Source organism: Uruburuella suis, assembly GCF_004341385.1.
Taxonomy (GTDB): Bacteria; Pseudomonadota; Gammaproteobacteria; order Burkholderiales; family Neisseriaceae; genus Neisseria; species Neisseria suis.
This window is the reverse complement of record NZ_SLXE01000002.1, coordinates 121,336-135,111: the sequence shown is the minus strand read 5'-3', so window position 1 is coordinate 135,111 and position 13,776 is coordinate 121,336. Positions and strand designations below refer to the sequence as shown.

Sequence of the window (13,776 nt, the reverse complement as noted above, 5' to 3'; positions counted from 1 at the left end):
TCGTTATCATGAAATCTATAATCGAACACATTGCATTAACCACCCGTCTGCTGGGCGCACCCGTATCGGAAGCGGCCTTGTCGGCAGAAGTGGTGCGGGACAAAAAACTCAACGTCAATTTTCATTCCTTGGTTGAAGTGTTGCGCAGCCACGGTTTTGAAAACACTTTGTCCAAGCGCAGCCTGGAAGATATTCCTTCGCTGGCCGTGCCGGTGGTGCTGATTCTGCACAACGAAGAGGCGGCGGTTGTCACCAAGATAGAAGGGGTGGGGCGGGCGCGCAAATACCATATCCGCCAAACCGATGGATTGGCGCAAGAGCTCGATTATGCGCAATTGTCGGTTTTGTATTTGGGCTATTGCTGGTTTATCAAACCGAAAATGGTATCGGATGCCCGCTCGGAGCTGCCTGAATACCATTTGCCCAAATCATGGTTTTGGAAAGTGATTTGGCGCTTTCGCAGCTATTACTATCAGGTGATTTTGGCCACGTTTATCATCAATTTCTTGGCTTTGGTGAGCTCGCTCTATGTGATGAACGTTTACGATCGCGTGATTCCCAACCAAGCTTATGAAACGCTGTGGGTGCTGAGCATCGGTGTGTTTTTGGCCATTGCTTTTGAATTTGCCGCCAAAATGATACGCGGCCATCTCACCGATATCGCGGGCAAAAAGGCCGATCTGATTATCAGCTCGGCGCTGTTTCGCCGCGTGTTGGCGCTGCGCCTGGCCGATAGGCCGGCTTCTTCCGGATCTTATGCCAACAATTTGCGCGAATTTGAAGCCGTGCGCGAATTTATGACCAGCGCCAGCTTGCTCACCTTGGTGGATTTACCGTTTTTGCTGCTGTTTGTTACCGTGATTGCGATTATCGGCGGCAAGCTGGCTTTGATTCCGCTCACCATCATTCCGATTGTGATTATTGTCGGCTTTTTGGTGCAGCGCCCGCTTTCGCGCCACATCAACGAATCGATGAAAGAATCGTCGCAACGCTCCGGGCTGGCCGTGGAAGCCATTGAAGGTATCGAAACCCTGAAAACCAATAATGCCACTTCATGGGCGCAGCAACGTTGGGATGAATACACCGCCAAAACTTCAGCAGCCTCAATCAAGGTGAAAGATACCAGCAATTTTATGATTAACTTTACCATCGGTATGCAGCAACTCAATACCGTGGGCTTGGTATTGCTCGGCACTTATCTCATTCATGCCGAAAACCCGGCCGAGCGCATCACCATGGGTGCGCTGATTGCCGCCGTGATTTTATCCGGCCGCGCGCTTTCGCCTTTGTCGCAGATTGCCGGTTTGGCCACGCGCTTCCAACAGGCGAAGTTGGCGCTCGAAGGAGTGAACAATATCGTTCAGCGGCCGATTGAGCGCGACCCTGAGCGCAAATACATCACGCTTGACCGTGTGGAAGGCGGCATTGCTTTCGATAATGTTTCTTTTCAATATCAAGAAGAAACCGGCGCAGCCGTGAGCGATTTAAAGCTCAATATCCGCCCCGGTGAAAAAGTGGGCGTGCTCGGCCGCATCGGCAGCGGCAAATCCACCATGCTCAAGCTTGCCAGCGGCCTTTATGATTCGGCCAAAGGCAACATCACGCTGGATGGCGTGGATATGCGCCAGCTCGACCCGAATTTCCTGCGCAGCGAAGTGGTGTTGCTGAGCCAGCAGCCGCGCCTGTTTTTGGGCACTTTGCGTGAAAACATGGATTTGGCGCGCTTTGACGGCTATTCCACAGATCAGGAATTGCTGGCGGCCTTAAAGCGCTTCGGCCTCGACCGCATCATCCGCAACCACCCGCGCGGCCTCGATATGCCCTTGGGCGAAGACGGCTTGGGTTTGTCGGGCGGGCAAAAACAGATTATCGCTTTGGCGCGCATGACTTTGCGCCATCCCAAAGTGGTGCTGCTGGACGAACCCACCACCGGCTTGGATCAGGCCACCGAACGCATGGCTTTGAATGCTGTGGCGCAATGGAGCAAAGACAAAACCATGGTGGTGGTAACCCACCGCCCGCAGGTTTTGCAAATCGTTAACCGCATTATCGTGATGGACAACGGCAAAGTGGTGATGGACGGCCCGCGCGATTTGGTGCTGCAAAAGCTGATGCAAAACGAAGCCCAATCCGCCAAACCGGCTGCCGCCGCGCAAGTGCCGGCACCGCAGGCAGGCGCGGCCGGCTAAGCCGCCCGGATACAATAAACCAAGAGCCGGTTCAGACGGCCTGAAAGCAATAAAGTAAGGTAGCCAAACATTATGAGCAGCGAAAACAACGTTAAATCCAAAGATCTTGCATTGGTCAACGACCTCAATGCCGCTTTGCAAAAAGAAAAGCACAGCGGACAATTTTGGGTGATCATGCTTTTTTTCATCTTTTTGGTGGTGTTCGTTATTTGGGCGTATAACAGCCCGATTGAAGAAGTTACCCGCGGCCAAGGCAATGTGATACCGAGCAGCCGCGAGCAGGTGGTGCAAAGCATCGACCCCGGCATCATCATGGAAATGAAGGTGAAAGAGGGCGAAATTGTAGAAAAAGACCAAATTTTGCTCAAGCTGGACGACACCCGCAGCTCTGCCATCTGGCGCGAGAGCGAAGCCAAAGTGCAAAACCTTGAAGCCATGGTGGCACGGCTCAAGGCAGAAGCCTACGGCACCGAATTGAGCTTTCCCAAAGGCATCAGCAACGAATTGAAACAGCGCGAACATGCGGCTTTTGTGGCGCGCCGCCGCGCCGTTGTGGACGCGATTCAAGGATTGAGCATCAGCAAAGCCACGCTGGATAAAGAAATCAGCATCACCGCCCCGATGGTGGCTCAAGGCGTGGTTTCCGAAGTGGAGCTTTTGCGTATGCAACGCGAATCGAGCGATTTGGCTTTGCAAATCGCCGAGCGGCGCAACCGCTATATGGCCGATGCCAACAACGAATTGGTGCAGGCCGAATCCGAATTGGCTCAAGCCAAAGAAAATATGGCCATGCGCGCCGACCCGGTCGACCGCTCGCTGATACGCGCCCCGATGCGCGGCATTGTGAAAAACATCGAAATCAACACTGTGGGCGGCGTGGTGAATGTGGGGCAGGATATCCTCACCATTGTGCCGCTGGACGATAAATTATTGGTTGAAGCCTATATCCGCCCGCAAGACGTGGCCTTTATGAGCCCCGGCCTGCCTGCGGTGGTGAAAATCAGCGCTTATGATTACGCGATTTATGGCGGCCTCGACGGCAAGGTAACGCTCATCAGCCCCGACACCATGAGCAACAACAACCAGCCGCGCGCCAATGATTTGAAGCTTGATCCCAACCAAGTGTATTACCGCATTTTGGTGCAAACCGACAGCAATAGCCTGAAAGATAAAAACGGCAAAGACATGCCGATTATCCCGGGCATGGTGGCCACGGTGGATGTGAAAACCGGTGAAAAAACCGTCTTCCAATACCTAATCAAACCGATCACCCGCATGAAACAAGCCCTGCGCGAGCGCTAAAGCATAGGCTGCAAAACAAAAGCCCGCTGCAATATGCTGCGGGCTTTTGTTTTGTACAGGCCGTCTGAAAAGTTTTATGCCCATTCAAATAAATCATACCAATCCAAAAAAATAACCTAACTGCGTTGGCTCGCCTTGCCGTACTATAGTGGAATGCAAGAAAAAGTGATACAAAACTATGCTCTATAACGGAATAGATCGGGTTGATAAACCCAACGTTTCAGACGGCCTGTGGGCTTGTTGGGTTTTCAACGCACCCTACCTGTTGTGTCACTTTTTCTTGCATTCCACGATAGTTGTATTGTCTGCGGCTCGCCGCCTTGTTATACCAATTCAAAAAAATAATATACAAATAGGCAGCCTGTAGGTCGGATTCTCGAATCCGACACTTGTTCGCAGAACAAGGCACGCACATCGCTTTGGCCGTTGGTCAAATGTCGGATTCAAGAATCCGACCTACGCGGATGATGCCGCCGAACTGTTTTTATTTTGTAAGGTTATTTTTTAGAATTGGTATTAGCTTACTTTTTTGAATGGGTATAAACCGGCATGGCACGGGCAGCCGTTTGGGTTTTTGTGATATTGCAGCGAAAGCCAATAAGAAACCGCGGTTTGTTCGGCATCAGGATGCATGCGTTTAAAGCAGATGATGTCGGTTTTTTAGTGCTAAAAATAAAGGCCGTCTGAAACATTAATCTTTCAGACGGCCTTTATTTTGTTGTGGAATGAAAAACGCGTGCGTGGCTATTGTGTTGAAAATGTGCACAAGGTGTGCCATCTTGTTGTGCATTTCACCTGTCAAACGGGCTTTTCTACCCACGATCCGGCTTGCGGCTGAAGTGCGGGCAAGCCTTAATCCGGCTGCGGCACTTTGTGTTGCACGGCATACACGGCCGCCTGCACGCGGCTGCTCAGCTCGAGCTTGCGCAAGATATTCTGCACATGCACTTTGATGGTGGATTCGGCCAAATCGAGGCGGCGGGCGATCACTTTGTTGCTGTGGCCGGCAGCCAGATAGCCCAGAATTTCCAGCTCGCGCGGGGTGAGGCTGGAGAGTGCATTGTTTTTCGGCGGCGCGGCGGGGGAAATCAGCGATTGCACCAGTCGGGCGGTCATTTCGGGGGAAAACACATTGTCGCCGTCCACCGCTTTGCGGATGCTGTCGAGCAGGAAATCGGCGTTGATGTTTTTCAGCAGAAAGCCGCGCGCGCCGAGGCGCATGCATTCGGTGAGGTCGTCGCTGTCTTCCGACACGGTGAGCATCACCACGGTTTGCTCGGGGTGGGCGCTGAGAATCTGTGCCAGCGCTTCGCGCCCGTTCATCACCGGCATGTCGAGATCCAAAAGCACAATGTCGGGGCGGGTTTGCGCCACCAGCTTCACGCCGCTGAGGCCGTCGGCGGCTTCGCCGATCACTTCGAAATCGTTTTGACGCGAGAGCAGGGCTTTGATGCCGCTGCGAAAGAGGGTGTGGTCGTCGATTAGCGCTATTTTGATGTGGCTCATGTGGCGGTTCTCTTATGGTGCGGCAGCATCAGGGTGATGGTAGTGCCGTGTAGTGGCTCGGATTGTACCGCAAGCTCGGCATGAATGCGACGGGCGCGCTCGTGCATGATGCCCAGCCCCACGTGTTCGCCCGAAAGGTTTTTCAGACGGCCTGTGTCAAATCCTTGGCCGTTGTCGGCGATGCGCATGGTGAAATCCTGCTCGTTGACAATATCGATTTCCACGCTGTGCGCCTGCGCGTGTTTGCGGATGTTGGAGAGGCTTTCTTGCAAAATGAAAATCACTTGCAGCTGCTCTTCGCTGCTCAAGGCATAGCCGTGGCCGTGCCAATGGGTGTTGACGGCAATCTGGGTTTGCTGTTCAAAGCGCTTTACCAAGGCCTGCACGGCTTCGGGGAATTCTTTTTTGCTGATTTTGGTGCGGAAATTGAGCAATAATTCGCGCACATCGTCATAGCATTCCTGCACGCCCTCGCGGATAAAGTTAAGATTCTCCTGCACTTGCTCGCGCTCGTTTGCCTGCACGGCGCCTTCGAGCATCTGCACTTGCAGGTTTAGAAAAGTGAGCGTTTGGGCGATGCTGTCGTGCAGGCCTTGCGCCATCAGGTTGCGCTCCTGCAAAACCGCCAGCTGCTTGCTCTCTTCGGCCAGGCGGATGTTGGCGATGGCCACGCCGAGTTGGTCGCACAAGGCATGTAGAATTTCGGTGTCGCTGCTTTTCAATTGGCGGCCGTCTGAAAAATAAAGCGTGAAAATGCCGATTTCCTGCTCTTTATAGCGGATGTGGAACACGGCCACGCCATCGAAGCCCAGCCGCTCGCACAAGGTCGGCATGCTGGTGGTTTCGTGGGTGTTGAAAAAATGCACCGGCCGCACATCGCTTTCTTGCTGGGCAACTTTGCCGCACAAGCATTCTTCGAGGTGCTCGCATTGCTCGGCGCTTTGGATTTTTTCGGGCAGGCCGATGCTGGCCACCAAATCCATGCGTTTGCGGGCAAAATCGAGCAAGCGCACGCTGCCGGCAGCGGCGGCCACTTCGGGCAGCACGCGGGCGAGGAAATTTTCGGCGGCGGCAGCCGGCGTGCGGGTTTGGTGCAGATCGCGGGCGGTTTGGTAGAGCGTGTCGAGCTCGTGGTTTTTCTGCTCGAGATTGCGGGTTTGCAGCGCCACTTGACCTTCGAGATTGGTGTAGAGTGTTTTGAGGTGGGTGCTCATGCGGTTGAAGCCATCGTTGAGCTGGGCAAATTCGGCGGTGTCGCCCGTGGCCACTTGCGCGCCGAATTCGCCGCGGCGAATGGCCTGCATGCCGCTGCGCAAAATATCCAACGGCCGGATTACCCACAAATAAAGCAACACCACCATCACGCCTGCGCCCACCAGCACCATCACCATCAAGGCCGTCTGAAAAAGGCGCAGCCATTCGGTGTTGCGCGCATTCACGTTTTCCACTGAGCGCACAAAATCATCAATCAGCGCCACAAAAGAGCGCAATTGTGCGCTGTCGGGCGATTGACCGCTAGCGAGCACCGGTTTGATTTGCTGATGCCAATGGCCGATAAGTGCCTGCATTTTGGCGTGGATTTCGGGGCGGTCGGGTAGGAACAAGGGGCGCTGCGGGTCGCCTTTTTCAATATTGTGCAACGTGGTTTCAAAGGCTTCGATTTGCGGGGCGATGGCGGCGCTGTCGGCCTGCGACACCGAATAAGCCAGCCGGTAAGTGCGCATGCGCAGGCTGCCGGCATCGTTGATGGCGGCACCGGCACCTTCAAGCCGCCAGGAAAGCACCAGCGTGAAGGCAATCGAGAAAAGCGCAGCGCCCACCCATAAGCAGGTGAGTAGCTTGAGGCGGGAAGAGAGGCTGCTGCCGTAGCGGCGGATAAGCGGTTTGTTCATGCGGAATCAATCAGAATGGCTAGTTCTAAAGTACCATTTGCAGGAGCTAGGCACAATCCGCCTAAAGGATAAGGCTGCATCCGCCGAAATGGGCTGGGTTTTGGTGTAGAATTCTGCCACTATCGTCAACAACGATACTCATTGCGCCACGCTGCCTTCGGGCAGGGCGCGCAGCCTTTCTTTATGTGATGGATAACCGTTTTCAGACGGCCACGGCAAGCAGACATGATTACAATTTTATATTTCGGCGTGCTCAAGCAGCGCCTTAACACGGCTGAAGAAACCCTTGAATGGCAAGGCGGCAGCGGTGCCGATTTGCGCGCACTTTTGCAGGCGCGCGGCGGCGAATGGGCCGATGCGCTCTCAGACGGCAATGTTTTCCGGCTGGTGATCAATAAAAAAATCAGCCAATGGCACGATACCGTGCCCGATGGTGCCGAAGTGGGCTTTTTGCCACCGGTAACAGGAGGATAGCCATGCAGCCCGATATACGCGTGCAAAGTGCGGATTTTCATCTGCAAACCGAATACGAAGCCCTGCTGGCGCAAGGGTGCAATATCGGCGCGGTAGTGGCCTTCAGCGGGCTGGTGCGCGACCGCGACACCGCTATCCCGCTGGCGCATCTTTATCTGGAGCATTTTCCGGAAGTAACCGAAGCGGAAATTGCGCGCATTGTTGCCGAAGCAGCCGCACGCTGGCCGCTCACCGCCTGCACGGTGATCCACCGTGTGGGCCTTTTGGCTGCCGATGAGCAGATTGTGTTGGTGTTGGCTGCATCTGCCCACCGCAAAGCCGCTTTTGCCGCCGCCGAATATTTGATGGATTATCTGAAAACCGAAGCGCCTTTCTGGAAACAGGAGCGCTTTATCGACGGCAGCCAGCATTGGGTGGAGGCCAAGATAAGCGATCAGAAAGCGGCTGCGCAATGGGATGGCGGCGCATGAAAATCAATGCCTTAATCTTGGCCGGCGGGCAGGGCAGCCGCATGGGCGGCGCCGACAAAGGGCTGGTGCTCTGGCAAGGGCGCGCGTTTGTTGATTATGTGATCGACTGCATCCGCCCGCAGGTGGCGCACATCGCCATCAGCGCCAACCGCAACCTCGAGCAATATGCCCGGCGCAGCCCGCATGTGTTTGCCGATGCGCGCCAATGGCAGCATTTGGGGCCTTTGGCCGCTTTGTGCACCGCCGCCAGCGATTTTCAGCTGGCCAGCGCAGAATGGCTGTTGATTGTGCCGTGCGACACACCGAAACTGCCGCGCGATTTGGTGGCCGTATTTTTGGCGGCGGCACAAAAATCGCCCTTGTGCAGCGCGTTTTATGCCCAAACCGATGCGCAGCCGCACTACAGCGTGATTTTCGTGCGGCCGCAATTGCTGCCGGCCACCATTTCCTATCTCAACGCCGGTGCACGTACCATACGCGGCTGGTTGCAGCAACAACGCGCCCGCGCCGTGCATTTCAAGCACGAAGCCGATTTCGCCAATTACAACTCACCACAAGATATGGAAAACCCCTCATGCTAGATTTCGACCTTGCGCGCCAACAATTGCTCGACACCCACTCATGCACGCTCGCCAGCGCCAATTTATCGCTGGCCGAGGCGGCCAACCGCATTTTGGCCGCGCCGCTGGCTGCGCAATACCCCAGCCCGATGTTTGACAACAGCGCCATGGATGGTTATGCCGTGTGTGATCACGAAGGCCGTCTGAAAGAATTTACCGTGGTCGGCCGCACGCAGGCGGGCGAGGGCAGCGCCGCGCCGCTGCAACAAGGCCAAGCCGCCCGCATTTTCACCGGCGCACCGCTGCCGCCCAACACCACCGCCGTGGTGGCGCAAGAGCAAACCGAATGCCGGGGCGAACACTTGCATGTGGCCGCCGATATCGAGCCGGGGCAACATATGCGACTGAAGGCAGAAGAAATCCAAACCGGGCAGGAATTGCTTGCCCAAGGCAGCAAGCTCAACGCCGCCGCGCTCGGCCTGGCCGCATCGCAAGGCTATAAAAACGTGCCCGTTTACAGCAAACTCAAAGTGATTGTGTTTTCCAGCGGCAACGAAATCATCGAGCCGGGTGAGCCTTTGGCCGAAGGCAAAATTTATGATGCCAACCGCTTCCAATTGATGGCTTGGCTGCAAACGCGCGGTGCGCAAGTGATGGACGGCGGCATTTTGCCCGATGACTTGGCACGCACCGAAGCCGCGCTGGGCTTTGCCGCGAAAAAATTCGATGTCATCATCACCAGCGGCGGCGCTTCGGTGGGCGAGGCCGATTACCTCAAACAAGCGATTCAAAACGCCGGCACCCTCATCGAGCACAGCATTGCCATCAAGCCGGGCAAGCCTTTCGCCTGGGGCAGCATAGGCTCGGCCAAAGTGTTTGTGTTGCCCGGCAATCCCGTGGCCACTTTCGTTACCGCCCATATGCTGCTTTTTCCCGTGCTTAATAAATTAATGGGCAAAGAGGCGCGCTATTGGCGCATGCCGGCCATCAGCGCCACGGCAGCTTTCAGCACCCGCAAAGCCATCAAACGGCGCGAATTTCTGCGTGTGGAAGTGGGCATCAATGAAGCGGGCGACACCGTGGCCACCCTGTTGCCCAACCAAGGCTCGGCCATGCTCAGCACCTGCGCGCATGCCAATGCCTTGTGTGAAGTGCCCGCAGGCAGCGTGGTGGAAGCGGGGCAAAAAGTGAAAGTGTATTTGCTGCCGACTTGAGCGGATAATGATTAACGTACAGGCCGTCTGAAAGTTTTCAGACGGCCTGTTTCATTAATAAATAAATCTGCACAATCTATTGTGTTTATCTGCTGGTTTATCCCGTTTGCAATGCGGTTTTGTGGAAAAAAAATAGGCACCATAACCATCCGAAAAATACTGACAGCGTTGCCCCGCCTTGTGAGCTTACTTTTTTGAATGGATGTCAGCGCCACTCTGCTGATGGGAAACAACGCAACGGTGCGGTTGAGGCAAACACAGCCTTGCAACGTTTTACTTGAAAAATCTATGCCCGCAGCGAGTTGTTTAGTGCTGATTGTTGCGAAAGCATGCCGCGCCAAGCCGCATGAAACAAGCATGCGCGCACCTTGCATCTTTTCCGCTCGCTTTCAGACGGCATTGTGCGATTTATTGCATGAATTTGTGCAATGCGGGCTTATTTTATTTTTCATTTTTCAAATCTATACTGCATGCTTCATCCACCGCTTCATCACAGGAGTGCAGCATGTCGCAAAAATATTTTATCACCGGCGCCTCGGGCGGCTTGGGCATCGAATTGGTTAAAGCCGTGCTAAGCGCAGGCCACACCGTGGTGGCCGCCGTGCGCCGCCCCGAGGCGTTGGCCGATTTGGCGGCGCAATCCGGCGGCCGCTTGATTGCGGAAAAACTGGATGTCACCCAAATCGGCGAAATCGCCGCCGTGGCCGCCCGTCATCAAGACGCCGATGTGTTGATCAACAACGCCGGTGGCGCGATTTTGGGCGCGATGGAAGAATTGAGTGAAGCGCAAATCCAGCAGCAGCTCGACCTGAATTTAGTGTCGCCGATTTACCTCACCCGCGCCTTTCTGCCGGCCATGCGCGCCAGAAAAAGCGGCGCGATTGTGTATATCACCAGCGTGGGCGGTCGTGTGAGCTTTCCCGGCGGCGCCCTATACCATGCCGCCAAATTCGGCCTCGAAGGCTTTGCCGAAACCGTGGCGCAGGAAGTGGCGGGCTTTGGCATCAACACCCTTATCGTTGAGCCCGGCTCGATGAAAACCGATTTCATCACCAATGTAAACTGGACCGAAGAATCAGAAGCTTATCGCGACAGCACCGTCGGCCAAGTGCGCCGCTATATCGAGCAATACGGCGAAGACAATATTGCCGGCGATCCGCAAAAAATCGCCGCCGTGATTTACCATTTAACCCAACTGCCGGCGCCGCCGCTGCGCACCGCTTTGGGGGTGGACACCTTCGCCACGTTGGAGCAAGCTTATGCCCATAATGTCGCCACGTTAGCCGCGCAAAAAGCGCTGGCCGAATCGGTGGCTTTTGCAGGCAAAACCGGCTTTAGGCCCACACAGGAGTAAACCATGAAAACCAAACCGATTTTGAGCGAACACGAAACCGCGCTGATGATGGCCGCCGCCGTTGCAGAAGCCAAAAAACACGGCTGGCCGGTGGCCATCAGCATTGTGGACGATGGCGGCCATTTGCTGGCGATGACGCGGCTGGACAACACCGCGCCGATGAATGCCGTATTCTCACAAGAAAAAGCCAAAACCGCTGCCATCAGCGGCTTTGAGAGCAAATTGTTTGAAGACATTGTGGCCAGCGGCAGAAACGCTTTTCTCTCCGCACCCTTGGTCACTTCTCTGAGCGGCGGCCTGCCGGTGCTGGTGAACGGCCAAATCGCCGGTGCCATCGGCGCCTCAGGCGTCACCGCCGAGCAGGATATGCAAGTGGCCAAAGCAGGATTGGCCGCGTTAACCAATGTCTGATGTCCAAAAACATCTAAGAGGAAATGAAAATGACTGAATTTTCACTGCAAGAAATGGCCGATAGGCTCGCCATCCGTGATTTGATCGACCATTACGCCTATTACGCTGATCAGGCCGACCCTCAGGCGCAGGCAGCCTTGTTTACCGAAGACACTGATTACGTGGTGTATATGGATGCCAAATCCGCCACGCCCACGCAAACGGTGAAAGGCCGCGCCAATTTGGTGCCGGTGTTTGAAGCGCTCACGCATTATCAGGCCAAGATGCACTTTAACGGCCAAAACAGCGTTTGGTTCGACAGCACCGAGCGGGCACGCGGTTATTCTTATTGCATCGCCCACCATTTAAGCGTGGAAGAGGGCGTACAAAAGCTGATGGTGGCCGCTATGCGCTACGAAGATGTGTTTGTGAAACAAAACGGCAAATGGCTGTTTGCCGAGCGCAAATTGTTGGTAGATTGGGTGGAAAACCGCTAACGGTTTGCCCCGCTAAAGCGTGTTGCATGCTGGCACGCAACAGCGTAGATTCAGATAACCATCAAGCAGGAAACATCATGAAACATTTGGATAAAATTTATATCAACGGCGAATTCGTTACCCCGCACGGCAGCGAAATCATGGATTTATTCAGCCCGGTGAGCAATGAAAAAGTGGCCGATGTGCGCCTGGCCGATGAAATGGACACCCGCAAAGCCATTGCGGCCGCCAAAGAAGCGCTGAAAACCTTTTCGCAAACCAGCAAAGAAGAGCGCATCGGCTATTTGGAAAAACTGCATGCCGCGCTCAAAGCACGCGAGCAGGATTTGATTGATGTGATGGTGGATGAATACGGCGGCGCTTCGGCATTTGTGGAAATGATCATGCCCTACAGCATTGATGATTTCAAAGAAATGGCCGGCGTGGTGAAAGATTTCGACTTCGAGCCCAAAGCAGGCCATTCCAAAGTGCGCCTGCAAGCGGCAGGTGTGGTGGGCATTATTATTCCGTGGAACATGAGCAACGGCTTTATCTGCACCAAAGTGGCCTCAGCCATCGGCGCCGGTTGCACCGTGGTGATCAAGCCCGCCGAGCTTTCTGCCCAGCAAACCCAGGTGATGATGGAATGCATCCATGCAGCCGGCATTCCCAAAGGCGTGGTCAATATCCTGCACGGCACCGGCCCCGTGGTGGGCAATGAGCTCACCGTCAACCCTGATGTTAACAAAATCAGCTTCACCGGCTCCACCGGCGTGGGCAAAACCATTGCCAAGGGCGCGGCCGACACCATGAAACGCGTTACGCTCGAATTGGGCGGCAAATCGCCCAACATTATTCTGGACGATGCCGACTTTGCCGATGCCATTCCCAAAGCCATTTTCGCCGCCTACCTCAACAGCGGCCAGGCCTGCGCCGCCGCCACCCGTCTGCTGGTGCCGGCCAAGCGTTTGGACGAAGTGAACGCCATTGCCAAAGCCACCATCGAGCAAGCGGTGAAAGTGGGCGACCCGAAAGACAAAAGCGTCAACATCGGCCCGATGGTGAGCCGCAAACAATGGGAAACCATTCAAGGCTATATCCACAGCGGCATCGAGCAGGGTGCCACCTTGCTCACCGGCGGCTTGGGCAAACCCGAAGGGCTGGAAACAGGCAATTTTGTGAAACCCACCATTTTCACCAATGTGAACAACAAAATGCGCATTGCCCAAGAAGAAATCTTCGGCCCGGTGCTGTGTATCATCCCCTATGAAGATGATGCCGACGCCATCAAGATTGCCAACGACACGCCTTACGGCCTGTGCTCCTACATCACCTCGGCCGACAAAAACCGCGCGTATGAGCTGGCCAAGCACATCGACGCCGGCCGCGTGTGCATCAACAATGTGCTGCACGACCCGCTGGCACCGTTTGGCGGCTTCAAGCAATCAGGCGTAGGGCGCGAATACGGCGTGTTCGGTTTGGAAGCGTTTTTAGAGCCGAAAGCCGTGATCGGGTAAATGGCTTAATTAACTAGGGGCATTCTTGCCCGCTAATCTGAAAAAGGAACAACCATGATTATTGTTGCCGGTTCTGTTGAATTTAATACGGCGGATTATCAAGCGCTGAAAGCCGATATTTTGTCGCTTGAAGCCGCCACCCGCCAAGAAAACGGCTGTCTTTATTACAGCTTTGCCCTTGCCGCGCAAGATGCCGACACAACGCAGATTACGCTGCTGGAAAAATGGCAGAGTCAAGCAGCGTTGGACGCGCATTTAAAACAAGCGTCACTCAAAGCCTTCGCTGAAAAAGGCTTGCAAAAAGCCCGAAATGTGCAGATTAAAATGTACGATGTTACCGGAGAGCGGGAAGTGGTGATTGGGTAAAACCAATCCCCCGTTTATTAGGCGGTGGAAATGAAAAGGCCGTCTGAAGATAGATTGGCTTTCAGA

The 13,776-nt window shown here is 54.8% G+C and carries 14 protein-coding genes; 11 read left to right on the top strand and 3 right to left on the bottom strand.

Going from position 1 to position 13,776, the window contains the following annotated elements:
• Nucleotides 1-8: 8 nt before the first annotated feature.
• Both EV680_RS01550 and EV680_RS01545 read left to right on the top strand, forming a co-directional pair.
• Nucleotides 9-2,189 carry a type I secretion system permease/ATPase gene (locus EV680_RS01550; protein WP_132952500.1) on the top strand — a complete coding sequence of 727 codons (2,181 nt, stop codon included), beginning with the start codon at nucleotides 9-11 and terminating at the stop codon, nucleotides 2,187-2,189.
• Nucleotides 2,190-2,261: 72 nt separating this feature from the next.
• A complete protein-coding gene (locus tag EV680_RS01545) occupies nucleotides 2,262-3,491 on the top strand; it encodes an HlyD family type I secretion periplasmic adaptor subunit (protein WP_132952498.1) in 1,230 nt (409 codons plus the stop codon).
• Between the two features lie 852 nt (nucleotides 3,492-4,343).
• Here EV680_RS01545 and EV680_RS01540 read toward each other — a convergent pair.
• Entirely contained in the window at nucleotides 4,344-4,997 is a 654-nt protein-coding gene (locus tag EV680_RS01540) for a response regulator (RefSeq protein WP_132952496.1), read from the bottom strand.
• Nucleotides 4,994-6,889: a type IV pili methyl-accepting chemotaxis transducer N-terminal domain-containing protein gene (locus EV680_RS01535; RefSeq protein ID WP_132952494.1), complete on the bottom strand. Its 1,896-nt coding sequence runs from the start codon at nucleotides 6,887-6,889 to the stop codon at nucleotides 4,994-4,996. The genes EV680_RS01540 and EV680_RS01535 overlap by 4 nt, the downstream gene beginning before the upstream one ends.
• Before the next feature lie 225 nt (nucleotides 6,890-7,114).
• Here EV680_RS01535 and EV680_RS01530 point away from each other — a divergent pair, with 225 nt between their 5' ends.
• Genes EV680_RS01530 through EV680_RS01515 form a run of 4 tightly spaced genes read left to right on the top strand, consistent with a single transcriptional unit; the run spans nucleotide 7,115 to nucleotide 9,607 of the window.
• Nucleotides 7,115-7,363: a MoaD/ThiS family protein gene (locus EV680_RS01530; RefSeq protein WP_132952492.1), complete on the top strand. Its 249-nt coding sequence runs from the start codon at nucleotides 7,115-7,117 to the stop codon at nucleotides 7,361-7,363.
• Nucleotides 7,364-7,365: 2 nt separating this feature from the next.
• The gene (locus EV680_RS01525) at nucleotides 7,366-7,833 is read left to right on the top strand and encodes a molybdenum cofactor biosynthesis protein MoaE (RefSeq protein WP_132952490.1); all 468 of its coding nucleotides are present in this window, start codon (nucleotides 7,366-7,368) and stop codon (nucleotides 7,831-7,833) included.
• Nucleotides 7,830-8,414 carry a molybdenum cofactor guanylyltransferase MobA gene (gene mobA / locus EV680_RS01520; RefSeq protein ID WP_132952488.1) on the top strand — a complete coding sequence of 195 codons (585 nt, stop codon included), beginning with the start codon at nucleotides 7,830-7,832 and terminating at the stop codon, nucleotides 8,412-8,414. Before EV680_RS01525 ends, mobA begins: the two co-directional genes overlap by 4 nt.
• Nucleotides 8,408-9,607 carry a molybdopterin molybdotransferase MoeA gene (locus EV680_RS01515; protein WP_132952486.1) on the top strand — a complete coding sequence of 400 codons (1,200 nt, stop codon included), beginning with the start codon at nucleotides 8,408-8,410 and terminating at the stop codon, nucleotides 9,605-9,607. The genes mobA and EV680_RS01515 overlap by 7 nt, the downstream gene beginning before the upstream one ends.
• Nucleotides 9,608-9,618: 11 nt before the next feature.
• Here the strand turns inward: EV680_RS01515 and EV680_RS01510 are convergent, their stop codons facing one another.
• Entirely contained in the window at nucleotides 9,619-9,981 is a 363-nt protein-coding gene (locus tag EV680_RS01510; RefSeq protein ID WP_132952484.1) for a hypothetical protein, read from the bottom strand.
• Nucleotides 9,982-10,112: 131 nt separating this feature from the next.
• On the opposite strand from EV680_RS01510, the gene EV680_RS01505 reads away from it, so the two are divergent.
• The 5 genes from EV680_RS01505 (at nucleotide 10,113) to EV680_RS01485 (ending at nucleotide 13,710) form a co-directional block, all read left to right on the top strand.
• Nucleotides 10,113-10,961, top strand: a complete 849-nt coding sequence (locus EV680_RS01505) for an SDR family NAD(P)-dependent oxidoreductase (protein WP_132952482.1) — start codon at nucleotides 10,113-10,115, stop codon at nucleotides 10,959-10,961.
• Nucleotides 10,962-10,964: 3 nt separating this feature from the next.
• Nucleotides 10,965-11,372 carry a GlcG/HbpS family heme-binding protein gene (locus EV680_RS01500; RefSeq protein ID WP_132952480.1) on the top strand — a complete coding sequence of 136 codons (408 nt, stop codon included), beginning with the start codon at nucleotides 10,965-10,967 and terminating at the stop codon, nucleotides 11,370-11,372.
• 29 nt (nucleotides 11,373-11,401) lie between these two features.
• Entirely contained in the window at nucleotides 11,402-11,848 is a 447-nt protein-coding gene (locus EV680_RS01495) for a nuclear transport factor 2 family protein (RefSeq protein WP_132952478.1), read from the top strand.
• Nucleotides 11,849-11,925: 77 nt separating this feature from the next.
• The gene (locus EV680_RS01490; protein WP_132952476.1) at nucleotides 11,926-13,344 is read left to right on the top strand and encodes an aldehyde dehydrogenase family protein; all 1,419 of its coding nucleotides are present in this window, start codon (nucleotides 11,926-11,928) and stop codon (nucleotides 13,342-13,344) included.
• 54 nt (nucleotides 13,345-13,398) lie between these two features.
• Entirely contained in the window at nucleotides 13,399-13,710 is a 312-nt protein-coding gene (locus EV680_RS01485) for a putative quinol monooxygenase (protein ID WP_132952474.1), read from the top strand.
• Nucleotides 13,711-13,776 lie beyond the last annotated feature (66 nt).

Coding starts and splice junctions, on each gene's coding strand:
- EV680_RS01550 (WP_132952500.1), top strand. CDS start 9: ATGAAATCTATAATCGAACACATTGCATTAACCACCCGTCTGCTGGGC.
- EV680_RS01545 (WP_132952498.1), top strand. CDS start 2,262: ATGAGCAGCGAAAACAACGTTAAATCCAAAGATCTTGCATTGGTCAAC.
- EV680_RS01540 (WP_132952496.1), bottom strand. CDS start 4,997: ATGAGCCACATCAAAATAGCGCTAATCGACGACCACACCCTCTTTCGC.
- EV680_RS01535 (WP_132952494.1), bottom strand. CDS start 6,889: ATGAACAAACCGCTTATCCGCCGCTACGGCAGCAGCCTCTCTTCCCGC.
- EV680_RS01530 (WP_132952492.1), top strand. CDS start 7,115: ATGATTACAATTTTATATTTCGGCGTGCTCAAGCAGCGCCTTAACACG.
- EV680_RS01525 (WP_132952490.1), top strand. CDS start 7,366: ATGCAGCCCGATATACGCGTGCAAAGTGCGGATTTTCATCTGCAAACC.
- mobA (WP_132952488.1), top strand. CDS start 7,830: ATGAAAATCAATGCCTTAATCTTGGCCGGCGGGCAGGGCAGCCGCATG.
- EV680_RS01515 (WP_132952486.1), top strand. CDS start 8,408: ATGCTAGATTTCGACCTTGCGCGCCAACAATTGCTCGACACCCACTCA.
- EV680_RS01510 (WP_132952484.1), bottom strand. CDS start 9,981: ATGCAAGGTGCGCGCATGCTTGTTTCATGCGGCTTGGCGCGGCATGCT.
- EV680_RS01505 (WP_132952482.1), top strand. CDS start 10,113: ATGTCGCAAAAATATTTTATCACCGGCGCCTCGGGCGGCTTGGGCATC.
- EV680_RS01500 (WP_132952480.1), top strand. CDS start 10,965: ATGAAAACCAAACCGATTTTGAGCGAACACGAAACCGCGCTGATGATG.
- EV680_RS01495 (WP_132952478.1), top strand. CDS start 11,402: ATGACTGAATTTTCACTGCAAGAAATGGCCGATAGGCTCGCCATCCGT.
- EV680_RS01490 (WP_132952476.1), top strand. CDS start 11,926: ATGAAACATTTGGATAAAATTTATATCAACGGCGAATTCGTTACCCCG.
- EV680_RS01485 (WP_132952474.1), top strand. CDS start 13,399: ATGATTATTGTTGCCGGTTCTGTTGAATTTAATACGGCGGATTATCAA.